This is a genomic window from Lysinibacillus sp. ACHW1.5 (genome assembly GCF_022014815.1).
Taxonomy (GTDB): domain Bacteria; phylum Bacillota; class Bacilli; order Bacillales_A; family Planococcaceae; genus Lysinibacillus; species Lysinibacillus capsici.
This window is the reverse complement of record NZ_CP091777.1, coordinates 962,473-986,595: the sequence shown is the minus strand read 5'-3', so window position 1 is coordinate 986,595 and position 24,123 is coordinate 962,473. Positions and strand designations below refer to the sequence as shown.

Below are 24,123 nucleotides of genomic sequence, written 5' to 3'. Positions count from 1 at the left end.
TTATTCCTCCTCTTCAGCGTACATTTCTTCTAATTCTTCTGCTGTGACAATACGCTTGATTTTTGAATCGAAAAGCACACCATCTAAATGATCAATTTCATGTAAAATCGCACGGGCATCAAAGCCACCTGCCTCTAATTCATAAACACGTCCTTCACGATCACACGCTTCAATTTTGACATAACTAGGACGTTCCACTTCTCCATATAACCCTGGAAAGCTCAAGCATCCTTCAATATCTACTTCTGCTCCGTCCGTTTCAACGACAGTTGGATTAATCATTTCTAAAATATCACGTTCTTCACCTAGTTCAACAATTGCTACCCGTAACCCTACGTCTATTTGTGGTGCCGCAATTCCAACGCCATCATATTCCACCATAGTGTCATATAAATCATCCAGTAATGTAATAATTTCATCATTAATTTCTGTCACTTCAGCACACGGTGTTGATAGTACTTTTGCAGGGTTTTCAATTACTTTTTTTATAGCCATTATTATTTCCTCATTTCTGCTTTAAAGCTAGTGCACTAGCTAATTGATACTTTTATTAAAAATCGTGCTATTCTTACACGCTAACTATATAGTAGACGGATCTAAATCTACCGTCATTAATATTCCTTGTTTAATCCACTCTGCTCTATACATAGCAAGTAAACGTTGTAACACGGGAATTAGATTTGGTTCAATTTTATATTTTATCAAACATTGATAACGATATCTATTTTGGAGACGAGCAATACTCGCAGTTGTTGGTCCTATTATTGCTACTTGATTCGATAAGTTTCCTCGTAACCAATCAGCCACTCGACCAGCATATTCAGCAGCCATCATGACATCTTCATGGGATAATTGAATAAGAGCTACAAAATAATAAGGTGGATAGTTGGATCTGCGACGTAAAAACATCTCACGTTCATAAAATGGTTCATACTCTTGGGTTTTAGCTAATTCAATTGCGTAATGCTCAGGTGTATACGTTTGAATGATGACTTCCCCTAGCTTGTCATGTCTCCCAGCCCGGCCGCTTACCTGTGTTAATAGCTGAAATGTTCGCTCTGCTGCGCGGTAATCAGGTAAATGTAAGGATGTATCAGCACTAAGTACACCGACAAGTGTAATATTTGGAAAATCCAGACCTTTCGCGATCATTTGAGTACCCAGCAAAATATCTGCTTGCCCTGCCCCAAATGTCTCCAATATTTCTTCATGTGCCCCTTTATGCTTCGTAGTATCTACATCCATACGTAATACTCTTGCCTCAGGAAACAACTTGTACAGTTCCTCTTCCACCTTTTGTGTACCTGTACCAAAATAACGAATATGATCACTTTGACATTGCGGACATATTTGAGGAACATGTTCCTCGTAACCACAATAATGACATTTCAATTTTTCAGTTGTTCGATGATAGGTTAATGAAATATCACAATTTGGACATTGGACAACTGTTCCACAATCTCGACAGAGTACAAATGATGAATAGCCACGACGATTTAAAAACAGCACCATTTGCTCTTTTTTCTCAAGTCTTAAACGGATTGCTTCAATCAGTGATTGGGAAAACATCGAACGATTACCCTGTCTCAGCTCTTCACGCATATCTGCAATAAAAACAGTCGGCAAAGCCTGATGTAAAGCACGATGTTTTAAGGAGAGTAGCTTATATACTCCCTTTTTAGCTCTTGCAAATGATTCTAATGCTGGTGTTGCACTCCCTAAAATAATAGGACAGTTATAAAATTCGCTACGCCAGATGGCTACATCTCTTGCATGATAACGCGGTGAATCTTCTTGCTTATAAGTTGATTCATGTTCCTCATCCAATATAATAAGCCCTATATTCGTAAAGGGAGCAAAAATAGCTGAACGAGCTCCAACTACGACCTTCACTTTGCCTTGTTGGATTTTACGCCATTCATCATATTTCTCCCCTACAGATAATCCACTATGCATCACAGCAACCAGCTCACCAAAGCGACTGCGGAATCGTTCGGTCATTTGTGGAGTTAAAGAGATTTCAGGTACCAACATAATGGCTTCTTTTCCTTCTTCTAATACCTTTTGAATAGCCTGCAAATAAACCTCTGTTTTGCCACTCCCTGTTACACCATGTAATAAAAAGGTTTGCGCTATTTGCTGATCCATAGCTGTAGTAATAGCTTTGAGAGCAACCTGTTGCTCTCCCGTTAATTGTAAGGCTTGTGTACGTGAAACTTCCTTCGTAAATGGATCACGAAATACTTCCTCTTGAATAAATTGAGCAGCTCCCTTGTCAATTACTGCCTCTAATACTGATATAGAGACCCCTGCTTCATCACAAATTTGTTGAGGAGAAAAAACCTCTCCTAAGTGTTGGCACATCCATTGCAGTAATAGCCGTTGTTTAACTGCTCTGGATGACTGCTCTAAAGCATGTTCAATAAGTTGTTGGTCTGCTGTTATTTGAACCATTCGAATTTCTTTCACATTTCCCTGTTGCTTGACAACATTTTCGATTGTAACAATGTTTTCTGCAACCAAATGTTTTAATAGGGGTAGTAAACCTGCTCGTTCAAATTCTTTAAAATTTGCCCGTTGACGCTTGCCGAATATAGCCTGTACCTCTAGTGGCAATTGTTGACCTTGTTGTAGCTTAATCATTTTTTCATACTTGGCTCGAAGTGCAGATGGTAACATCACTTGTAAGGCATCTATTTCATAGCAAATCGTATCGTTCTTCAACCACTTCGCCATTCGCAACATCTCTTCTGTCAGGACTGGCTCCATATCTAAAATTTGATTGATTGCCTTTAGTTTATTTAACGGTACATCTGTTTCTTTCTTCAATCCAACAACAAAACCCAGGACATTTCGTGGACCAAATGGCACTTTAACACGACTTCCTAATTCGATAACACTAACCCATTCTACAGGTACTTGATAATCAAATGGACGGTCTACATGGTAAGTAGAGACATCTACAATGATCTCTGCTATCAAAAAGCTCATTGTTCCTCACCCTTTATAATATAAGACCATAATGTCTGAGCAAAAAGTTGTGGGTTCATTGTAGCTAAAAACTGTCCGTTAAGCTGCGCTTTTTCACTAAAATCAATCCAACTTTCAGAAAGTATGTTAAGCATTGGTGTTCCTTGCACTTTTTGTCCGAAAGTGATCGCTTTTATGCCTTCTACCGAAATGATCGGCGTTTCCTTTATAGTCGGCACATTTGCCGCATGGATTAATATTGCTTGAGGGTATTGGATTTTATAAGCTTCTAGTTGCTGTATAGCATCAAACAAATTAGAATTTTCTATTTCAATTACATGTGCGCCTAGCATTCTTGCTTCATGTGCTAAAGCTCGTCCTATGGCTCCATTTGCCTGTGGGCTAATTACATGCTGTTCATCCAATGGTACATGCAGGGCACCTGCTGTCACTATGACTGTTTTATCTGTCAGTTGTTTAGTTTTTCCCGAAAAAAAATCTTGAACAAGTGCAGTGATTTTTTCTGGCTCCTCTAGACGTCCCTTCCCGACATAGCCGCATGCTAAAAACCCTTCGGAAGGCTCAATAAATTTGTAGCCATCAGCTAATAGCCTATCCAAATTACGTTTTACCGCTGGATGGTCGTACATGTGTACATTCATGGCTGGTGCAATCCATACGGGTGCTGTCGTAGCAAGCAGGGTTGTTGTGATCATATCATCTGCTATACCATTGGCCATTTTTCCTATTATATTTGCTGTAGCAGGCGCTACTAAAATTAAATCAGCCCAGTCTGCTAAGTCTATATGAGCAATCACACTTGAATCTTTTTCATCAAACGTGTCAAAATAAACATCATTTTTGGACATCACTTGAAAACTTAATGGATTTACAAACTTTCTAGCAGAAGCTGTCATGATGACTTTTACATTGGCTCCTGCTTGTGATAGCTTGCTTACGAGTGCCACAGCCTTGTATACGGCAATCCCGCCTGAAACACAAAGTAAAATATTTTTATTCATGTTAGGTGTCGTCCTTTCAAACGATAAGCTCCCAAAGAAGGATTCCCTGGGAGCTTTCGGCATTCTGTATAATCAAAATCAACTGCTAACTAGACTAACATGCTTGTAAACATAGTAAAGCACTTTACACGATGTTAGATTTCGTCCTCATACACAGTTGACTCATCCTGTGATACTTTCGTAAGTACACCTGCCGCTACTTCTTCAAGTGCTTTCCCTACATATTTATGGGAAACATACTTGTGTAAGCGTTCTGTGTCTTGCTCTTCTTGCATTTGGCGAGCACGTTTAGAAGCAAGGCTCACTAATGAATATTTTGAATCGATTTCTTTTTTTAAAGCGTCTACTGATGGGTATAGCATTGTTTTATTCTCCTCTCAACATTGACAAATATCTTTTTTCAACACGTTCTCTACGACAATGCTCGGCTTTAATAATCGCATTTATACGATCACAGGCATTCGTCACTTCATCATTTTCCACAACATAATCATACAAGCTCATCATTTCAAGCTCTTCACTTGCAGTAGCGATTCGTTTGGCAATGATATCCTCTGTTTCTGTCCCACGTCCAACTAAACGATCTTTTAATTCCGTTAAACTTGGAGGGGCTAAGAAAATAAATAAGGCATCTGGTGCTTTTTTACGGATTTGTGCTGCACCCTGCACTTCGATTTCTAAAAATACATCACGACCTGCATCAAGTGTTTCATTTACATAAGCTAATGGTGTTCCATAATAGTTACCGACAAATTCAGCGTGCTCTAATAAGCCACCTTGTTCAATTAACACTTCAAATTCATGACGTGTCTTGAAAAAATAGTCTACACCATCTACTTCACCTTCGCGAGGATTTCGTGTTGTCATCGAGATGGAATACTCATAATTCGTATTCGGCTGAGAAAATAATTCTTTTCGCACTGTCCCTTTACCTACACCAGAGGGGCCAGACAGAACAATTAATAATCCACGTTCTTTTATCATTTATTCTCTATATCTCCCTTAATTTATAACAGATACGTGCAAGTTATTCGATGTTTTGCACTTGCTCACGCATCTTTTCTAAAATTGTTTTCGCCTGAACAACAGCAACCGCTGCTTCTGTAGATTGATTTTTTGAACCAATCGTATTAATCTCGCGATGTATTTCCTGCATTAAAAAGTCCAATTTACGCCCAACCGAAATCTTTTCAAGTAATGTTTCCTCCAGTTGATTGAAGTGACTATCTAATCTGTCTAACTCTTCGGAGATGTCTACTCGTTCTGCAAAAATTGCTACTTCCGCCAGTAAACGATCTTCTAGCAATGTGCCATTTGCAACTTCATTAATTCGCTCTATTAATCGTGTACGATATTTTTCAACAGCAAGTGAAGAACACAAACGAATCTGATTGACCTGCTCCATTAACTGTTCCTTATATTGTACAACAACCTCTTGTAATTCTTGCCCTTCACGCTCACGCATTTGAACGAGCTGTTCAATTGCTTGTGAAATCGCTTGTTCAACAGCACTGAGCAAATCCTCTGGTGTAATCTGGGGTTTTTGCTGTACAAGTGCCTGCTCTAACGATAAAAGCTCTTGCATCGTCCATTTTTCTTCAAGTGGTACTTTACTTGCTAATTGCTCTTTTGCCTTACGATACGCTTCAATTAATGACCAATTAATCTCAATAGATTGCTCTACGTTCTCTAAGTCCTTCACATATACCATCACATCAATTTTGCCGCGTGACAAAGCTTGAGTAATTAGTTTCTTTGCAAAAATTTCAGCTTCAAGCCATTCTTTCGGAAATTTTGCATTAATTTCTAAAAAACGATGGTTGACCGAGCGCATTTCCACGGTTAATTGAAAGTCTCTAGTTGTTGTGACACCTCTGCCAAAACCAGTCATACTACGCACCAAGGTTCGTCACACCTTTCTTTGCATACTGGGATTATTATAACATAAGCTTTGTCGATTATGACGACTCTCCAAAAAAATTTGGATAAAGTAAAAGCTAATTCTACCACAATTGAAGCTATATTTTAATATTCACCTAAAAAATGCTATGATAAACATACCAAAAGAGTATTTGCGGAAGCTTAAAAATAGTAAATGCAGATACATTAAGAAAAAAAATACGAAAGTACCAAGATGCTTGATATCGTTGGAAAGAGGAATTCATATGGCATTTGATGGCTTATTTACTTATTCAATAACTGCCGACCTACAACAGCTAGTCACTGGTCGGATTACCAAAATACATCAACCTAATGCACAAGAAGTTATTTTACATGTGCGAGCGAACGGAAAGAATCATAAATTACTGTTTTCCATCCACTCTTCTTATGCACGTGTACACCTTACTGAACATGTGATTGAAAATCCAGCAGAGCCGCCAATGTTTTGTATGCTTTTGCGTAAGCATATAGAGGGTGGTTTTATTGCTTCTATAAAACAGCGTGATTTTGATCGCATTATAATAGTAGAAATTGAAAGTAAAAATGAAATTGGAGATCCAATTGTAAGAGAAATACATGCTGAAATTATGGGTAGACATAGTAATCTACTGTTGATTGATCAAGAGCAGGGAAAAATTATTGACAGCCTAAAACATCTACCGCCTTCAGTCAATAGCTTCCGTACTGTACTACCAGGGCAACCGTATATTGCGCCACCCCCACAAAACAAATGGAATCCTTTAACAGTGACAGATGAAGAACTAACAGCATTTTTTGCTGAAGGAAAAACCTCTAAAGAGCTAGTGCAACAATTAGCTGGTTTTTCACCTCTTCACGCGGAAGAATTATTGTATCGAATGAAGACGACTTCAAATACGCTAGCATGTTTCAAGGATTTTATGACCGCCTTTGCGAACGGTGGAATAAAGCCTATGTACGTACTCTTTAATCAGAAAGTATACTTTTCCCCTATCGAATTAACGCACTTGCATGATGGGGATATAACAATCTATCCTAATGTCCATGCGCTTCTTGATCGTGTATTCTTTGCACGTGCAGAGCGAGATCGTGTAAAACAACAAGCAGGCGATTTAGAGCGCTGGCTACAAAATGAGATTGATAAACTAGCTTTAAAAACAAAAAAATTAACAAAGGATTATGAACGTGCCTCCAAGCTCGATCAATTCCAACTATATGGTGAGCTATTAATGGCTAACATCTATGCCTTTGAAAAAGGAGTTAAGGAAGTTACTGTTACAAATTACTATAGTGAAACTGGCGAAGAAATAACGATTCCAGTAAGCGAACGTAAAACACCGATTGAAAATGCCCAAAGCTATTATACAAAATATACAAAGGCAAAAAATGCTTTAGTCATGGTTCAAGAGCAGCTAGAAAAAACAACTGATGAAATTTCTTACTTCGAAATGCTAGCTCAGCAAGTTCAGCAGGCTTCCCCTGGAGATATTGAGGAAATTCGTGAAGAGCTAGCAGAGCAAGGTTACTTAAAACTACGTCATGCGAAGAAAAAGAAAAAACAAGCAAAACCTGAACCAGAACGCTATGTTTCTTCTACAGGTGTAACAATCTCTGTTGGGAAAAACAATAAACAAAATGACATGCTGACATTTAAACTAGCAAAACGAACTGATATTTGGTTACACACAAAAGATATTCCTGGATCTCATGTTGTCATTCATTCAAGTGAACCAGATGAAACGACATTGCGAGAAGCTGCCACATTAGCCGCCTATTTTTCTAAGGCCAGAGAATCCTCTTCTGTCCCTGTAGACTATACCGAAATACGACAGGTCAAAAAACCAAATGGTGCTAAACCTGGTTTCGTCATCTATTTTGAACAAAAGACACTGTATATTGACCCTGATGAGGCAGTCATTTTACAGTTAAAGAAACAGTCATAAAGGAAGAAACCGATACAAATTGTATCGGTTTCTTCTTTTTTATAACGCGTACACGTAATCAGTACTATAAAACGATGAAAACAACCTTCTTTTGATTGATTTTTACAGACAATCTTCCTTATTATAATAACAATATAAAAGCACATGAATAATCTGCACTGTTTCCTTCAACGAATATTGACTTCTACTACTGAGAAACGCTAAATTAAAGTATAAAAAATTTTATAGAGCATTTAAGGAAAGGGCGTATCTATATGTCTGTAGGTAAAAAATTAAGCTTTGGTTTCTTTGCAATTATTCTCACATTAATCATTTCTTTGTTCATTATGTTCCTGTTATTTTCAAACATTGAAAAAAAGATTGAAAATGCATTAGAAGGACATGTTGCCCTTGTAGAATTAGCAGATGATATTCAATACGAAATGGCTATGCAAGGTCTTTTCATTCGTGCCATCATCATCGAAGACAAACCTGCTAACAAAGAGAGTTTCTCAAAATATGCAAGTATGCTCGACACACATGTAGAAGAAATCATTGAAAAATCGAATTCAGCCGAAATGGAAACATATGCACAGGAATTAAAAGTTTATAATGATACTTTTAACAAGGCAGCAACCGAAGCAATAGCTCTATTTGAAGCTGGTAATCTAGAAGGTGCTTTGCAGAAGGTAAATGGTGAAGTACAACAAGCTAATAAAGGTATACAAGATGTATCCGATAAAATTGGAACCTATCAAAAGGAACAACTAGATATTGTGACAAAAGAATCTAAACAGGCTGTGTTTAATTCCCAACTTATTTCCATTATCGCAATCATTATTGGTATCGCTCTAGGTATTTTCCTTATTTTCTATATACAACGAACAATCTCACGCCCTTTAAAATCTGTCGTTCTGGCAGCAAACCATGTAGCTAATGGTGAATTAATTCATCCAGATATTACCCATCAATCAAAAGATGAAATTGGTCAGCTTTCAGCATCTTTTAATGCCATGAAGGGTAATCTGAAAAATTTATTAACGCATATACAGGACAATGCGGAGCATTTAACAGCTTCAGTAGAGGAACTTTCTGCCTCAACTGAAGAAATTACTGCCACTGCTGATGAAATTACAATACGGATTAATGATACAGCTGATACTGCAGTGACAGCTACAGTTGCAGCTAACGAAAGCGCACACGCAATGGATGAAACGGCTGTAGGTGTTCAACGAATAGCTGAGGCAACTCAACAACTACATCAAAACGCTATAACAACTTCTGAATTAGCAACAAATGGAAACGAGACGATAGAAGAAGCTCAGCAACAAATGAACGTCATCCATGAATCAACACAAACGATTAATAATCTTGTTCAAAAATTGAGTAAGCAGTCAGATGAAATTAGTCAGATCACAGCAGTTATTACAGCCATTACCGATCAAACAAATTTATTGGCACTCAATGCAGCCATTGAAGCGGCTAGAGCTGGAGAGCATGGCAAAGGATTTGCGGTAGTAGCAGATGAGGTTCGTAAGTTAGCTGAGGAATCAAAACAATCCGCCAACCAAATCGTTGCCTTAACCCTAGATATTCAACAGGATACACATAATGTAGAAAAAGCTGTCTTTGATGGACTTCATTCTGTCACAGAGGGCGTTAAAATCATTGGACATGCAGGACAAGCCTTTGAAGGAATTGTGAAAGCAATTAATACGATGACAGATCAGATAGAAGATATATCAGCTACCTCTGAAGAAATTTCAGCTAGCGCTGAACAGGTTGCAGCATCCGTTGCAGAAATCGCCCATGGTGCTTCAACGAGCGCGGATAATACAAAAATTGTAGCTTCAGCAACAAGAGAACAATCTATAACAGTACAACAAGTAAACCAAGTTGCCGCAGATCTAAGTGAAAAGTCCTTAGATTTACAGAATCAAATCAATCAATTTAAACTTTAAATAGAAAACAGTGCATTTTATAGTTGGGATGCACTGTTTTTTTATATTTTTTTCATAGTACACTACTTAAAATGCGGAAGAATATCCTTTTGAATAGCTATTGTTAACGTTTTCATTCGATGAATAAACTGATTTTTAGTAATTATTTGCATTATCAATCCTCTTCAGTAAGACAAATGACATCCTCAAAAAAACAATACGATTTAAACGGTTCTCTGAGAAAGAATATAAGGCTAAATGAAGCATTTCTTTTCTTTTTTGACTGATGAATAAAACAGTAACCAACTGCATATATGCATGTATATACAACTAGCTCTAAAATTATTTCAAAAAAACTTAATCTCGTAAACTAGCTTGTCACTAAATCCAATTTTTTCTTAGTATGGGTACCTTTTTTCATACAAATGCTCATTTTTTTCTTTTCCTTCCCCACAAATGGATAATCCTAGAAAAATACAAAACAAGTTTCTTATATATCATTAATAGATAAAAATATTCATGTTTTGCGATAATAAATTACAAGAAATTGCCTGTAAAAGAATCTAATTCACTGAGTTTTACATAGATTTTCTACAAATCTATACAAATTCCTCAAGGTATTACATCTATGACTTTTGATTCATTTTTCAAATATCGATAATATTATCAAAAAAATAGGAATTTTCCGTATAGTAAATCATTTTTTTATTTTTACTTTATTTTTGATATTCAGAATAAGTAAATATCAAATTTTTAATATATATACACTTCGCCTCTTTAGCGTGATAAATCGGAAAAATTTATTATTCTCCTAAATGTCAGATAATACTATATAAATTCGAATCTTTTTTATTTTGTACACAATGATTTTTTTGGTATATTAAATAGGAGCTTCACAAAAGGCTTAAAAATTGTATAAGGGGGATTCACATGAATAAAAACAAAAAGTTTTTATTACTAACAGTCCTTGCAGTATTTTCTTTAGTACTTGCTGCATGTGGCTTCGGTGGAGATTCGTCTGACAAATCAAAAGACGATGAAAAAGATTCAGGTTCTTCTGAAACAACTTCAGGCGGCGAATTAAATGTAGCTGTAGCTTCTGAGCCACCATCACTTCATCCTGCATTAGCAACAGATACAACTTCTGGTGTTATTCTTACAAATACTTTTGAAGGATTAACAACACTTGATGCAGACGCTCGTCCAGTTGCTGCTGCTGCTGAAAGCTGGGAAGTTAGTGAAGATTTAAAAACATACACGTTCAAATTACGTGATGCTAAATGGTCAAACGGAGATCCAGTAGTAGCTGGTGACTTCGAATACGCTTGGAAATGGGCATTAAACCCAGACAATCTTTCTGAATATGCTTCAATCCTTTACCCAATTAAAGGTGCTACAGCATATAACAACGGTGAAGGTTCTGCTGATGATGTAGGCGTTAAAGCTCAAGATGAAAAAACATTAGTAGTAACTTTAGAAAATCCAACACCTTACTTCTTAGAATTAACAGCATTCAAAACATATGCACCATTAAACCAAAAAGTAGTTGAAGGTAATGATGAGTGGTACACAGATGCTGGTGAAAACTTTGTTACAAACGGTCCTTTCACATTAGCTGAATGGAGACACAATGATACAATCGTATTAAAGAAAAACCCAGAATACTGGGATGCTGATAAAGTTTCTTTAGAGACTGTTAATATTGGTATGGTTGAATCTGAAACAACTGTAGCTACAAGCTTCAAAGCTGGAGAACTTGATTATGTAGGTGCACCTTTCCAAAGTGTTGCACTTGACTCAATCGATGGATTCAAAGCAGATGGGAAATTACGTATTGAAGACCAAGCTTCTGTTTATTGGTACAAGCTAAATACAAAAGATAAAATCACTGGAAACGCTAACATCCGTAAAGCGTTAGCATTAGCAGTTGACCGTCAAACTTTAATTGATAATGTTACTAAAGGTGAGCAAAAACCTGCATTAGGTATGGTTCCTATCGCCGTTCATGGCTTTGAAGAAGACCGTGGTTACTACAAAGATAATGATATCGAAGGTGCTAAAGCAGCACTTGAAGCTGGTATGAAAGAACTTGGAATTACAAACCCAGCAGATATTAAAATTAACCTTTCTTACAACACAAGTGAAGCACACGCTGCTATCGCACAATTCGTTCAAGAGGGCTGGACTAAAAACCTTGGTATCACTGTAAGTCTTGATAACTCTGAATGGCAAGTATATTTAGAAAAACTTAACCAATTAGATTACCAAGTTGGCCGTATGGGCTGGGTTGGTGACTACAACGATGCTTATACTTTCTTAGAAATGTATGACACTGCTGCAAACGGTAACAATGATACAGGTTGGGAAAATGCAGAATACAAAAAATTATTAGATCAATCTAATACAGAAGCAGATCCAGCCAAGCGTCTTGAGCTTTTAAAACAAGCTGAAGCAATTGCTGTTTCTGAGTTCCCAGTTGTTCCAATTTACTACTACACGAACCTTTCTGTAGTACAAGATTATGTGAAAGACATGAAGGCAGACATCCTTGGTAACATCTCTCTTAAAGAGGTTAAAGTAGAGAAATAATCAACAACCTTTCGCTTATTTAGCTCTACAGCGAAGAGCTGCCTCGTAGCCACTTCGGCACGAGTCAGCTCTTTTTAAAATACGAAGGCATATATTTGTCTGAAAATTGACAAATAGAAGGAGGAGTTTTATGTGATTAAATATATTTTGAAAAGGCTGATGTATATACTTCTCGCGCTTTTCGTCATCGTAACGGTTACGTTTTTCTTAATGCGTCTCGCTCCTGGTAGTCCTTTTGCGAGTGAACGTAATTTCCCACCTCAAATTGAGGAGAAGTTAAACGAAACGTATGGATTAAATAACCCTTGGTATATACAATATAAAGATTATTTAATCGATACGGCCACATTCAATTTCGGTGAGTCAATGAAATATAAAGCGCGTTCTACAAATGATATGATTTCTGAAAGTTTCCCTGTTTCATTAACATTAGGGATTGAAGCTATGCTATTAGCAGTTGGATTCGGTGTATTAATTGGCGTAGTTTCCGCGCTATATCATAATAGGTTCCCGGATTATTTGGCAACGTCCTTTGCGGTGCTGGGTATATCAGTACCTTCATTTATCTTAGCAGGTTTAATGCAGTATTTCCTAGCCTTCAAGCTAGGTTGGTTCCCGATTAGTGGCTGGAAGGGCTTCGTCTATAGTATATTGCCAGCTCTTGCAATCGCTTTCTCTCACATGGGCTTTATTGCAAAATTAACACGTTCTAGTATGCTTGAACAAAACAATAGTGATTATGTAAAAATGGCTCGTGCGAAAGGTATTGGAAAATGGACAATCGTATTCCGTCATACATTACGAAATGCCCTTCTACCAGTCGTAACATACCTTGGTCCATTAACAGCTGGTGTTGTAACAGGTAGTTTCATTGTTGAACAAATCTTCGCTATTCCTGGACTTGGTAAACACTTCGTTCAAAGTATTACAAACCGTGACTATACAGTCATTATGGGTACGACGGTGTTCTATTCCATCATCCTTTTATTTGCGGTATTAATCGTTGATATTCTATATAGCGTGATTGACCCGCGTATTAAACTGAAAGGAGCGAAAAAATAATGACACAGCAACAAATTGAAAAAGATAAATTTAAAATTGTTGGTGGCAATCATGAAGCAACGGATAAGTTAGCTGACAAATCAGTCTCCTTTTGGAAAGAAGTATTTCTCCGTTTCTCTCATAATAAATTAGCCATCATTGGGGTAATCATTTTAATCATTGTTATTTTAATGGCTACATTCGTACCAATGTTTTCTCAGTATAAATCAAGTGATCAACTGGGTGTTTTCAATGCACCACCATCTGCACAATTTTGGTTCGGGACGGATGACCTTGGTCGTGATATTTTCGTTCGTATTTGGGAAGGTGCTCGTATTTCCCTATTTATCGGAATTGCTGCAGCGATTATTGACTTAATTATCGGTGTTATTTGGGGAAGTATTTCAGGCTTAGCAGGTGGTCGCGTTGATAACATCATGATGCGTATTGCTGACGTTTTAACAGCAGTACCTTACCTTTTAGTAGTAATCGTACTTTTAGTTGTTATGCAACCTGGTTTAATTCCTATGATTATTGCCCTGTCCATCACTGGATGGATTAACATGGCTCGTATCGTTCGTGGTGAAGTATTATCTATTAAAAATCAAGAGTATGTTCTTGCTGCTCGTACATTAGGTGCTAGTACAGGCCATTTAATTATCAAACACTTGGTACCGAATGCCCTTGGTGCAATCTTAGTAACGATGACGTTAACAATTCCATCTGCTATTTTCACCGAATCATTCCTAAGCTACCTTGGTCTTGGGGTGCCTGCTCCAACAGCTTCTTGGGGGACAATGGCCTCTGATGGTAATAAAGCCATTGCGAATGCCCCATGGCGCTTGATTTTCCCTGCGGTATTTATTTCACTAACAATCTTTGCGTTTAACGCAGTTGGTGACGGCTTACGTGACGCTCTAGATCCAAAACTACGTAAATAAGGAGGTGGCCAAAATGAGTAAAACAGTTCTAGAAGTAAAAGATTTAAGAATTAACTTTAAAACTTATGCAGGACTTGTCCATGCTGTGCGTGGTGTTAACTTTGATTTAAAGGAGGGTGAAACACTCGCTATAGTAGGTGAATCAGGCTCTGGTAAAAGTGTTACGAGTAATGCATTAATGAAACTAATTCCACAGCCACCTGGTATTTATGAGTCAGGACAAATTTTATTTAATGGTCGTGATTTAGTTCCATTAACTGATAAAGAAATGTCTAAAGTACGCGGAAATGAAATTGCAATGATTTTCCAAGATCCTATGACAAGTTTGAACCCAACAATGAAGGTCGGACGTCAAATAACTGAAGTAATTTTGCAACACAAAAAAGTTTCTAAAAATGAAGCGAAAAAACGTGCGATTGAGCTTTTAACACAGGTAGGTATCCCCTTCCCTGAAAAACGCTATAACCAATACCCACATGAATTTTCAGGTGGTATGCGTCAACGTGTTGTTATTGCCATTGCCCTTGCAGCTGATCCTAAGCTATTAATTGCAGATGAGCCAACAACAGCTCTAGACGTAACCATTCAAGCGCAAATTTTAGAATTAATGAAAGAAATTCAGAAAAACTCGAAAACATCTATCATTTTCATTACACACGATTTAGGTGTAGTGGCGAATATCGCTGACCGTGTAGCAGTAATGTACGCTGGACAAATCGTTGAATATGGTACTGTAAATGATATTTTCTATAATCCAAAGCATCCTTACACATGGGGTCTACTTGGTTCAATGCCAGATTTAGATAATGATACTGATGAGCTATTACGTACCATTCCAGGCTCACCACCAGATCTTACAAATCCACCTAAGGGTGATGCATTTGCAGCTCGTAACGAGTATGCTATGGCGATTGATTATGAACAAGAGCCACCAATGTTCCAAGTAAGCGAAACACATTTTGCAAAGACTTGGTTGTTGCATCCTGATGCACCAAAGATTCCTCTTCCAGATGCGGTTGCTAAACGTATTGAAGGGTATTTAGCAAAGGAGGCACAAGAAAATGACTAAAACTGGTGCGAAAAAAATTCTTGAAATCAAAAATTTACAGCAGCATTTTGGTTCGCCAAGTAATCCTATCAAAGCTGTAGATGGTATCAGCTTCGATGTTTACGAAGGTGAAACACTTGGTCTTGTAGGTGAATCAGGTTGTGGAAAGTCAACAACTGGTCGTTCAATCATTCGATTATATGATATTACAGGTGGCGAGATTGTTTTCGATGGTGAAAATGTCCATGGAAAAAAATCTAAAAATGAGTTAAAGAAATTTAACCGTCAAATGCAAATGATTTTCCAAGATCCTTATGCTTCTTTAAACCCTCGTATGACAGCTGGTGAGATCATTGGAGAAGCCTTTGATATTCATGGCCTTTACAAGGATAAAAAAGAACGTCGTGCAAAAATCCAAGAGTTACTTGAAGCTGTTGGTTTAAACAAAGAGCACGCGAATCGTTACGCGCACGAATTCTCTGGTGGTCAACGTCAACGTATAGGAATTGCACGTGCATTAAGCCTAGACCCGAAATTCATCATTGCCGATGAGCCAATTTCTGCTCTGGACGTATCGATCCAAGCACAAGTTGTAAACTTACTAAAAGAATTACAAAAAGAACGTGGCTTAACATATCTTTTCATTGCCCATGACTTATCTATGGTAAAATACATCAGTGACCGTATTGCTGTAATGTACCGTGGTAAAATCATGGAAATCGGTAAAGCAGATGATATTTACAATCACCCTGTTCATCCGTATACAAAATCTTTATTATCAGCTATCCCACTTCCTGATCCAATGTCAGAGAAGCGCCGTCAACGTATTCAGTACAAGCATACAGAGGTTGACGAAAGTGCAACCTACCATGAAGTAGGTGACCAGCATTATGTTTATGGTACTGCTGATCTAGTAAAAACTTGGGTTGGTAATCGCTAAAAGCTATAACTCCTATCGACAGTACAAAAACTGTGATGGGAGTTTTTTTATTTACTTCTTTGTTACCCAATATCCCCGTCAATGAAACCTAAATAAACTTAAAACCTTTTAGTAGACTATAATTCCCTTCACTCTTTTATTTTACACAAAATAAATAGTTAATAAATACCATTTTTGTAAAATTAGTTTAAATAATTTCCCGAATATATTATGATAGAGTTAACACGAATAAAGGGGTGTAGTCCAATGAAAAAAAGTATGAAACTTCTTCTTGCTACATGTTGTTTTACAATCGTATTAATTAGTGTTGGTTCTACCACAGCATCTGCCTATCCTGGTCCATGCCACAGTCCAAAGCCTTGTGTGATTAGACCATAATAGTTGCTCTCAAAACATTATTTCCAGGTCTCTATGGTCTCTGTAAGGACAATCAATATTACTATGTATTAAACTATTATCCTTTATAAAATTCGGCACCTTTAAATGTGATTACTTTTACATTTAAAGGTGCCCTATTTTCTTGTCACTTATTTAATATCCATTTTTTGATTATCTTCTGGATTTTGGATTTAATGCATCCTTTAAGCCTTCTCCGATAAAATTAATGGACAAAATTACTAGCGTAATAGCTGTTGCAGGAGGCACCCACATCCAAAGCTTCTCCTTTAATACCTCTGAGTTTCTAGCTTCGGACAGCATATTCCCCCAACTTGGCGTATCTGCTGGTACGCCTAACCCTAAAAAGCTTAAACCAGATTCAGCGACGATTGTTACAGCCATCAGCAATGTTGCTTGTACAATAATCGTCGAAGCAACATTAGGTAGTAAATGCTTCATAATAATCTTTGATGATTTACATCCTATTGATTGAGCTGCTAATATATACTCATTTTCCTTTTCAGCAAGCACTCTACTTCGTACAATCCTTGCAACTGATCCCCACATTAATAGTGAGATAACAAAAATCAAAGTCCATAGACCAGATACTTTTCCAATTAGAATTTGATTTAAAACAATTACAAAAATCATAAATGGAAACATTAAGATAAAATCTGTAAATCTCATGAGTATTTGATCTATTTTTCCACCAAAGTACCCTGAAATAGCGCCGACTGTAGTTCCAATTAAAACAATAAAGAACATACAGCTTAATCCTACTGTTAAGGAGGATCGACCAGCATAGAGCATTCTTGTAAACACATCTCGTCCATTTGTATCTGTTCCTAACCAATTTTCACTAGATGGTGGTTTACTTATTTGGGTAAAATCAACCCGGACAATATCTTTAGTTGTAATATATGGTGCTAGAAACGATAAGATAATAACGATCAGTAGAAATATAAGGCTAATCAAGGCTAGTTTATTTTTAAAGAACTTTCGTCTCGCAATTACCCATGGCGAGGGGCTTTTCTTTGGCGATTTTGGCGTTAAAACTTCTTGATCCGTTACCAATGTCATATTTCCCCCTCCTTAATCCAATCTAATACGTGGATCTACTACACCATATAATAAATCCGCTATTAAATTTCCAAAAAGTGTTAAAAACGAAAGTAACATTGTGATCGACATCATGACTGCATAATCCCTTCTTCCAACTGATTCAAGGAAGAGAGCACCTATTCCAGGATACGTAAAGATCGTTTCTGTTATTACTGCACCGCTAATTAATGTTGCGATATCAAACCCAAGGAACGTAATAAGAGGAATAATAGAATTTCGTAAAATATGTTTGTTATAAATTTTCGATTCTTTTGTTCCCTTTGCTCTCGCAGTTCTTACAAAATCTTTTCTACTATTTTCAATAATGTCATTCCGCAAAAATTGTGTATAGGATGCTGTTCCCATCAATCCTAATATAAGCGCAGGTAGTAAAACATGGTGGAATCTACTTATATAGTAGTCCAAATTTCCAGGCTCTAGCCCTACACCAACAGATCCGTTAAATGGGAACCAACCTAACTTGAACGAGAAAAAGTAAATGGCTACAATTCCCGCAACAAATGACGGAATGGCTAAAGCTAGATAATTATACGTTGCAATCAAATTATCCCCAAGTGTATAGGGTTTTCTACCAGCATACATGCCCATGATAAATGCAAATATGTAGGTAAAAATTAACGATGTTAAAGCTAAAAATATGGTATTAGGTATACGCTGCGCAATAATTTCTACTGCTGGTTTCTTATAAACAGTTGATTTACCAAAATCCCCTTGCATAAAATTAACAATCCATCTACCGTATTGCTGGATAATAGGATCGTTATAGCCTAATTTTTCTCTCATTTCTTCGATATATTGTGGATTCGTATTAGAAGGATCAATTTCACCAGCAAATGCATCTCCTGGCATCATTTTCGCTAAAAAGAATACCACCAACGAAATAAGGAGTAACAATGGGATCATGCCAAGTAGTCGTCGAAGTGTATATTGAAGCATGTAACGTCTCCTTATCTATAAATTTACTAACTAAGTCCTCTTTTCAAGGACTTAGTTAGCAAGAATTAAAGTACAAATTAGCTTATTCTTTAATATGCCATTTATAAACATCCGTTTGGAAGCCAACAGCGTTGACATGAACACCTTGTAAACGGTTATTAATACCATATAAATCTAAGTTTTCCCATAAAGGAAGTGCAGGTAATTCTTCGTTGAAGTATTTTTGCCATTCAACATATGTTGCCATACGTTTGTCTTTGTCAAATGCTTCTTCACTTAAGCCTTTATCCAATAATTCTTGGTTTTTAGGATCTACCCAACGACCATAGTTCCACTCAGCGTCATTACCCCATAATCCTGATGGATCTGGATCAGCACCTGTACTCCACGCACCGAAGAATGCCTCTAAAGCTGCATCATCATTATCTTTCATATCATTATATAAGTTAAACTCAATTAAACTACCTGTCGCTAATTCTGTTTTCACACCAATATCATTCCAAGATTGAACAATTGCTTGTGCACGTCCTTCAAATGCTGCTGAACCTGCATAGTGACCAAATGAAATTTTAAATGGTTGTCCCTTTGGATCTTCTACGAAACCATCACCATCTTTATCTACATAACCTGCAGATGCTAATAGCTCTTTTGCTTTTTCTGGGTTGAATTCATATTGGTTTAGTTCTGACTCTGGTGCAGCAGTCCAGAAAGTAGTTGGAATCACAGTGTTGGCAACTGTTGCTTTTCCTTCTAAGAAAGCATCGATCATTGCTGGACGGTTAATTGCATATAATAATGCTTGACGTAATTCTTTTGCATTAAATTTATCAAAATCTGCCACATTTTTTAATGTAGCTTTATCACGATGACCAAAACGAAGTCCGATGTATGAATAGCCCACACCATTAGTTTCTTCAATACGTACATTGCCTAATGCTTCTAATTCTTTTACGGATTGTGGTCTAATATCCATAATGTCAATTTCTCCATTTTGGAATGCACCAGTTGCTAATGATGGGTCAATTACTTTTACAATAACACCATCAAGCTGTGGTTTGCCCTTCCAGTAATCATCAAAACGCTCTAATTCAGAATATTCTCCATCTACAACTTTTTTCACCTTAAATGGCCCTAAGCCAACAGGATTTTCACGAACTTGCTTTGACTCCTCTAAATCCTTAACAGCAATACCTTCATAATGTTTCTTCGGCATTGGATTTGACCATAGATTTTCTAAATTATTAATTTTCACTTGTTCAAAAGTGATTTTTACAGTGTATGGATCTACTACTTCAATACCTTCGATTTTGTCAGCCTTACCTTCTTTTTTAGCTTTGGCACCTTTAATTCCCTCAACATAATTGTAGCGAGGTCCAGCATAATCAGGATGCGCAAGAGTTTCTAAAGCAAAAACCCAGTCATCAGCTGTTAATTCCTCACCATTATGCCATTTTACACCCTTCTGGAATGTAAACGTATACGTTAATTTATCCTCACTAATTTCCCATGAAGCTAAGTTTGGAACATATTCTAAGTCATCATTTACATCATAAATACCTTCCATTGTGAAATTTTGAATATAGCTGTCTACAATACTACCTGAATAAGCAGGATCATATACGCCTTCAGGTGCAACATCTGTACCATATGTTACGATGCCACCCTCTGTAGAAGGTTCATCTGTTGTTGTCGTTGTATCCCCGCTTGTATCCTTTTCATTTTCCTTCTCTGTTTTTGATGAGTCATTATTACATGCAGCTAAAAATAATGCCATAACTAGCAATAGCATAAATGACCATAATGCTGATTTTTTCATTTTTTTCCCCCCGTAATTTTATTTTTGTCAATAACTATTTTCCGTTTTTAGTTTTTAATATAAATGACAAGCAACACTATGCCCCGACTTCACCTCCTTTAAAGCTGGCTTAGATAATGAACATTCTGCCATTGCCTTTGGACATCTTGGATGGAATGGACAGCCTGACGGTGGATTAGCAGGACTCGGTATATCTCCCTCTAAAACAATACGACTATTTTTCTTTCTCGGATCTGGCACAGGTATTGCAGAGATCAATGCTTGTGTATAAGGATGTAATGGCTCATCGTAAATATGTTCCTTATCAGCTATTTCTACAATATTTCCTAGATACATCACGCCAATTCGATCGCTCATATGCTTGACCACACTTAAATCATGTGCGATAAACAGGAATGTTAAATCAAACTCATCCTGAAGTTCTTTTAATAGATTAAGAACTTGTGATTGTACTGATACATCTAAGGCTGAAACAGGCTCGTCTGCAATAATAAGCTTTGGTCTAAGTGCAAGTGCCCGAGCAATACCAATACGCTGGCGCTGACCACCTGAGAACTCATGAGCATATTTATAATAGGCATCTTCAGGTAAGCCGACTTTTCTTAATAGCTCCATTACCTCGCCTTTTAATGATTTCAATGATTTGTTACTGAAATTCATAATTGGCTCTGCAACAATGCTTCCTACCATTTGCATAGGATTTAAAGATGCGTATGGATCCTGAAATACCATTTGAATATCTTTTCGTATATCTCTTAAAGATTTCCCTCTCAAGTTTGTAATATCTTTACCATCAAAGATAATTTTTCCATCCGTCGAGTCTAATAATCTTAAAATTGTCCGTCCAGTTGTCGATTTTCCGCAACCCGATTCTCCAACTAACCCTAATGTCTCGCCATTTTTAATAGAAAAAGAAATGTTATCCACTGCTTTTACATGACCAACAGTATGCCTTAAGAAGCCACCTTTGATTGGGTAATATGTTTTCAAATCAATTATTTCTAATAAGTTATCCTTTTTTTGTTTTACGCTTGTTTCATTCATGCTGTCAGCTCACACCCTTTCTAGTATCGCAACTTTCATAAAGTAAACAAGATACCTCATGTCCATCATCTATAAAGGAAAGTTGCGGCGTAACCTTGCTACAATCAGGCATAGCTGAAGGACATCTATCCACAAAACGGCAACCTATTTGGGGCATATTTTTCAATGAAGGTACAATCCCTTGAATGGTCGTTAACTTTTCAACTTCCTCATCGATTCTTGGTATAGAAGCCATTAATAGCTTTGTATAAGGATGCTGCGGATTGTGGAACAAATTATCTACATTTGTTTTTTCTACAATTTTCCCCGCGTACATGATAATTACTTCATCACACATTTCGGCTACGACGCCTAAATCATGTGTAATAAGTACGATGGACATATCATTTTTTGCTTGAATTGTCTTTAATAGCTCTAAGATTTGAGCTTGCACCGTCACATCAAGTGCCGTAGTAGGCTCATCTGCAATTAATAGTTTAGGTTGACATGCAATGGCAATGGCAATCATAACCCTTTGTCTCATTCCACCAGATAATTGGTGAGGATACTCATCTACAATTTGATCCGCTCTGGGTATGCCGACTTGTTTTAATAAGTCAATTGCTTTACTTTTAGCCTCAGCCTTTGAGATTTTAGAGTGATTTAAGATAATCTCTTGTATTTGTGAACCAATTGTAAAAACGGGATTTAATGATGTCATGGGTTCTTGGAAAATCATACTGATATCTTTTCCTCTAATCTTATTCATGTCATCGCTAGAATAATTTTCGATGTTTTTTCCTTCAAACTTAATTTCTCCGCCTGTGATTTTGCCAATCCCTTTTGGAAGAAGCTGCATAACTGAAAGTGACATGACACTTTTTCCACATCCAGATTCTCCAACTACCCCAATAATTTGACCTGATTTGACTGAAAAAGAAACATCATCAACAGCATGATAGATATCCCCATCTATATCGAAACCAGTTTTAAGGTTTTTCACTTCTAACATTAAGCTCATTTAATATCACACCTTTAATTTTTTTACTAAAAATCACTACATCCTTTATGTAAGCAACAGAAACATATGTCTAAAATGTATTCTTTAAGTAAAAGATGTAAATAGAAATTAGCTTTTGGTTTCCCTCATAAGATTCAATATTCCGAAAAATTAGATCATAAGATGTTAAACCTATTTCAAAATTATATTACCTAAAAAAAACATCAAATTTTAAAGAGAACATCTTCATTACATAAATTGATCCTATTTTCCAAATGTAATAGTAACTGGATCGGTATATAATATTCTGACAATTAGGCGTAATGCTATTTTATCTGGAAATAATACATTTAATCAAGTGAATTTTTACAATTCTTATAATATTACATACAAAATAATCCATACAACTATACCATTTCAGATTGGATGCTTTAGATTTTAGCATACTGAATATTAGTTCATTTTCAACTTTATTTGCCTAAAGTATCATTTTTTTATTTTATTAAAATAATAATAACCTACTCATTTGATCCACACATACTATGTCAAAATTTACTTTTATTTGGAAAACATGATTATAAAAGGATTTTTATTGTTTATTTAATTCATAGAATGATACTAAATTTTCCTAATTATTATTAACGAATAATTTTATTTACTAAAGCACTAAACAAATGAAGTGTTTTATATTACATTAAAAAAATAAATTATTTTTACAATTTCTTTAATCTACAGGCCATACTTCTCTTAAAAGTTAATAAAGTTTATTTTCCTTTGACTACGTCGAAAAAACACAAAAAACAACTATCAACAAAAGTATCGATAGTTGTTTCTATGCATTTGCTCTCTTTTATATTCCAGTAACTCTATGTTTTACTACTACTTTTACAATTCTCCAGCTTTTAATTTTCCATGCCACTCTTTTAAGAATGGAATATCTTCTTCTTTGATAGCGCCTGATTCATTTGCTGCTTCAATCAGATAATCAAAATTAGTTAATGATACGTATTGAATGCCAGCCTCATCAAATGCTTGTTCAGCGCGTGGAAGATTATATGTGTAAACACAAACAACTCCAAGCACCTCACAGCCTGCTGCACGCAATGCTTCTACTGCTGTAATGGAAGAACCACCTGTAGAGACGATATCCTCCACAACCACTACTTTTTGTCCTGCTGCGTATTTTCCTTCAATTTGATTACCACGGCCATGCTCCTTCGCTTTAGAGCGTACATAAACCATTGGTAATTCTAAAATATCACTTACCCACGCCGCATGTGGGATACCTGCTGTAGCTGTTCCTGCTACAATTTCTGTCGCTCCGAAGTTTTCTTTGATGACAGAGGCTAAACCATTTGCTAATTGTTTACGAATAACTGGATCGGAAATTGTTAAGCGTGTATCACAGTATATAGGTGATTTAATACCAGATGCCCATGTAAATAGCTCTGTAGGATTTAATTCTACAGCTCCAACTTTTAACATAGCGTGTGCAATTTCATTTTGTAATGTCAT

Annotated in this window: 19 protein-coding genes; 7 read left to right on the top strand and 12 right to left on the bottom strand. The window is 36.6% G+C overall.

What is annotated here, in order from left to right; all coding sequences use genetic code 11:
- From def to L6W14_RS04505, 6 genes are all read right to left on the bottom strand, one after another.
- A complete protein-coding gene (def, locus tag L6W14_RS04530; RefSeq protein WP_004227388.1) occupies positions 1 to 495 on the bottom strand; it encodes a peptide deformylase in 495 nt (164 codons plus the stop codon).
- Between the two features lie 84 nt (positions 496 to 579).
- Positions 580 to 2,991, bottom strand: a complete 2,412-nt coding sequence (gene priA, locus L6W14_RS04525) for a primosomal protein N' (RefSeq protein WP_237899600.1) — start codon at positions 2,989 to 2,991, stop codon at positions 580 to 582.
- Positions 2,988 to 3,992 (bottom strand): bifunctional phosphopantothenoylcysteine decarboxylase/phosphopantothenate--cysteine ligase CoaBC, encoded by a 1,005-nt coding sequence (coaBC, locus tag L6W14_RS04520; protein ID WP_131521598.1) that lies wholly within the window; start codon positions 3,990 to 3,992, stop codon positions 2,988 to 2,990. The genes priA and coaBC overlap by 4 nt, the downstream gene beginning before the upstream one ends.
- Before the next feature lie 134 nt (positions 3,993 to 4,126).
- On the bottom strand, positions 4,127 to 4,354 hold the full coding sequence (gene rpoZ / locus L6W14_RS04515) for a DNA-directed RNA polymerase subunit omega (RefSeq protein WP_004227380.1): 228 nt from the start codon (positions 4,352 to 4,354) through the stop codon (positions 4,127 to 4,129).
- Positions 4,355 to 4,358: 4 nt separating this feature from the next.
- The gene (gene gmk, locus L6W14_RS04510; RefSeq protein ID WP_004227379.1) at positions 4,359 to 4,976 is read right to left on the bottom strand and encodes a guanylate kinase; all 618 of its coding nucleotides are present in this window, start codon (positions 4,974 to 4,976) and stop codon (positions 4,359 to 4,361) included.
- A 43-nt stretch (positions 4,977 to 5,019) separates the two neighbouring features.
- Positions 5,020 to 5,895, bottom strand: coding sequence for a YicC/YloC family endoribonuclease (locus tag L6W14_RS04505; protein ID WP_237899598.1), 876 nt, complete (start codon positions 5,893 to 5,895; stop codon positions 5,020 to 5,022).
- A gap of 262 nt (positions 5,896 to 6,157) precedes the next feature.
- Here L6W14_RS04505 and L6W14_RS04500 point away from each other — a divergent pair, with 262 nt between their 5' ends.
- The 7 genes from L6W14_RS04500 (at position 6,158) to L6W14_RS04470 (ending at position 16,333) form a co-directional block, all read left to right on the top strand.
- Entirely contained in the window at positions 6,158 to 7,855 is a 1,698-nt protein-coding gene (locus tag L6W14_RS04500) for an Rqc2 family fibronectin-binding protein (RefSeq protein WP_237899596.1), read from the top strand.
- Positions 7,856 to 8,109: 254 nt separating this feature from the next.
- Positions 8,110 to 9,795 (top strand): methyl-accepting chemotaxis protein, encoded by a 1,686-nt coding sequence (locus L6W14_RS04495; RefSeq protein ID WP_237899594.1) that lies wholly within the window; start codon positions 8,110 to 8,112, stop codon positions 9,793 to 9,795.
- Positions 9,796 to 10,704: 909 nt separating this feature from the next.
- Positions 10,705 to 12,363 (top strand): peptide ABC transporter substrate-binding protein, encoded by a 1,659-nt coding sequence (locus L6W14_RS04490; RefSeq protein ID WP_237899592.1) that lies wholly within the window; start codon positions 10,705 to 10,707, stop codon positions 12,361 to 12,363.
- 132 nt (positions 12,364 to 12,495) lie between these two features.
- Entirely contained in the window at positions 12,496 to 13,425 is a 930-nt protein-coding gene (locus L6W14_RS04485; RefSeq protein ID WP_131521603.1) for an ABC transporter permease, read from the top strand.
- Complete coding sequence (locus L6W14_RS04480) at positions 13,425 to 14,345, top strand: ABC transporter permease (RefSeq protein WP_131521604.1); 921 nt, start codon at positions 13,425 to 13,427, stop codon at positions 14,343 to 14,345. Before L6W14_RS04485 ends, L6W14_RS04480 begins: the two co-directional genes overlap by 1 nt.
- Before the next feature lie 13 nt (positions 14,346 to 14,358).
- A complete protein-coding gene (locus L6W14_RS04475; RefSeq protein WP_131521605.1) occupies positions 14,359 to 15,414 on the top strand; it encodes an ABC transporter ATP-binding protein in 1,056 nt (351 codons plus the stop codon).
- On the top strand, positions 15,407 to 16,333 hold the full coding sequence (locus L6W14_RS04470) for an ABC transporter ATP-binding protein (protein ID WP_131521606.1): 927 nt from the start codon (positions 15,407 to 15,409) through the stop codon (positions 16,331 to 16,333). The genes L6W14_RS04475 and L6W14_RS04470 overlap by 8 nt, the downstream gene beginning before the upstream one ends.
- Positions 16,334 to 16,882: 549 nt before the next feature.
- Here L6W14_RS04470 and opp4C read toward each other — a convergent pair.
- The 6 genes from opp4C to pyrE all read right to left on the bottom strand — a co-directional run bounded on the left by opp4C (position 16,883) and on the right by pyrE (position 24,123).
- On the bottom strand, positions 16,883 to 17,791 hold the full coding sequence (opp4C, locus tag L6W14_RS04465; RefSeq protein WP_048395389.1) for an oligopeptide ABC transporter permease: 909 nt from the start codon (positions 17,789 to 17,791) through the stop codon (positions 16,883 to 16,885).
- 12 nt (positions 17,792 to 17,803) lie between these two features.
- Positions 17,804 to 18,769: an oligopeptide ABC transporter permease gene (gene opp4B, locus L6W14_RS04460; RefSeq protein WP_016994271.1), complete on the bottom strand. Its 966-nt coding sequence runs from the start codon at positions 18,767 to 18,769 to the stop codon at positions 17,804 to 17,806.
- A gap of 82 nt (positions 18,770 to 18,851) precedes the next feature.
- Positions 18,852 to 20,585, bottom strand: a complete 1,734-nt coding sequence (gene opp4A, locus L6W14_RS04455) for an oligopeptide ABC transporter substrate-binding protein (protein WP_237899590.1) — start codon at positions 20,583 to 20,585, stop codon at positions 18,852 to 18,854.
- A 54-nt stretch (positions 20,586 to 20,639) separates the two neighbouring features.
- Positions 20,640 to 21,629 carry an ABC transporter ATP-binding protein gene (locus tag L6W14_RS04450; RefSeq protein WP_237899587.1) on the bottom strand — a complete coding sequence of 330 codons (990 nt, stop codon included), beginning with the start codon at positions 21,627 to 21,629 and terminating at the stop codon, positions 20,640 to 20,642.
- 4 nt (positions 21,630 to 21,633) lie between these two features.
- Positions 21,634 to 22,629: an ABC transporter ATP-binding protein gene (locus tag L6W14_RS04445; RefSeq protein ID WP_048395394.1), complete on the bottom strand. Its 996-nt coding sequence runs from the start codon at positions 22,627 to 22,629 to the stop codon at positions 21,634 to 21,636.
- 864 nt (positions 22,630 to 23,493) lie between these two features.
- Positions 23,494 to 24,123: an orotate phosphoribosyltransferase gene (gene pyrE / locus L6W14_RS04440; protein WP_016994265.1), complete on the bottom strand. Its 630-nt coding sequence runs from the start codon at positions 24,121 to 24,123 to the stop codon at positions 23,494 to 23,496.

Excerpts from the sequence above, each read along its gene's own strand:
- L6W14_RS04495 (WP_237899594.1), top strand. The coding sequence starts at position 8,110 with ATGTCTGTAGGTAAAAAATTAAGCTTTGGTTTCTTTGCAATTATTCTC.
- L6W14_RS04470 (WP_131521606.1), top strand. The coding sequence starts at position 15,407 with ATGACTAAAACTGGTGCGAAAAAAATTCTTGAAATCAAAAATTTACAG.
- L6W14_RS04475 (WP_131521605.1), top strand. The coding sequence starts at position 14,359 with ATGAGTAAAACAGTTCTAGAAGTAAAAGATTTAAGAATTAACTTTAAA.
- priA (WP_237899600.1), bottom strand. The coding sequence starts at position 2,991 with ATGAGCTTTTTGATAGCAGAGATCATTGTAGATGTCTCTACTTACCAT.
- L6W14_RS04490 (WP_237899592.1), top strand. The coding sequence starts at position 10,705 with ATGAATAAAAACAAAAAGTTTTTATTACTAACAGTCCTTGCAGTATTT.
- L6W14_RS04500 (WP_237899596.1), top strand. The coding sequence starts at position 6,158 with ATGGCATTTGATGGCTTATTTACTTATTCAATAACTGCCGACCTACAA.
- def (WP_004227388.1), bottom strand. The coding sequence starts at position 495 with ATGGCTATAAAAAAAGTAATTGAAAACCCTGCAAAAGTACTATCAACA.
- opp4A (WP_237899590.1), bottom strand. The coding sequence starts at position 20,585 with ATGAAAAAATCAGCATTATGGTCATTTATGCTATTGCTAGTTATGGCA.
- coaBC (WP_131521598.1), bottom strand. The coding sequence starts at position 3,992 with ATGAATAAAAATATTTTACTTTGTGTTTCAGGCGGGATTGCCGTATAC.
- opp4C (WP_048395389.1), bottom strand. The coding sequence starts at position 17,791 with ATGACATTGGTAACGGATCAAGAAGTTTTAACGCCAAAATCGCCAAAG.
- pyrE (WP_016994265.1), bottom strand. The coding sequence starts at position 24,123 with ATGACATTACAAAATGAAATTGCACACGCTATGTTAAAAGTTGGAGCT.
- gmk (WP_004227379.1), bottom strand. The coding sequence starts at position 4,976 with ATGATAAAAGAACGTGGATTATTAATTGTTCTGTCTGGCCCCTCTGGT.
- L6W14_RS04445 (WP_048395394.1), bottom strand. The coding sequence starts at position 22,629 with ATGAGCTTAATGTTAGAAGTGAAAAACCTTAAAACTGGTTTCGATATA.
- rpoZ (WP_004227380.1), bottom strand. The coding sequence starts at position 4,354 with ATGCTATACCCATCAGTAGACGCTTTAAAAAAAGAAATCGATTCAAAA.
- L6W14_RS04480 (WP_131521604.1), top strand. The coding sequence starts at position 13,425 with ATGACACAGCAACAAATTGAAAAAGATAAATTTAAAATTGTTGGTGGC.
- opp4B (WP_016994271.1), bottom strand. The coding sequence starts at position 18,769 with ATGCTTCAATATACACTTCGACGACTACTTGGCATGATCCCATTGTTA.
- L6W14_RS04450 (WP_237899587.1), bottom strand. The coding sequence starts at position 21,629 with ATGAATGAAACAAGCGTAAAACAAAAAAAGGATAACTTATTAGAAATA.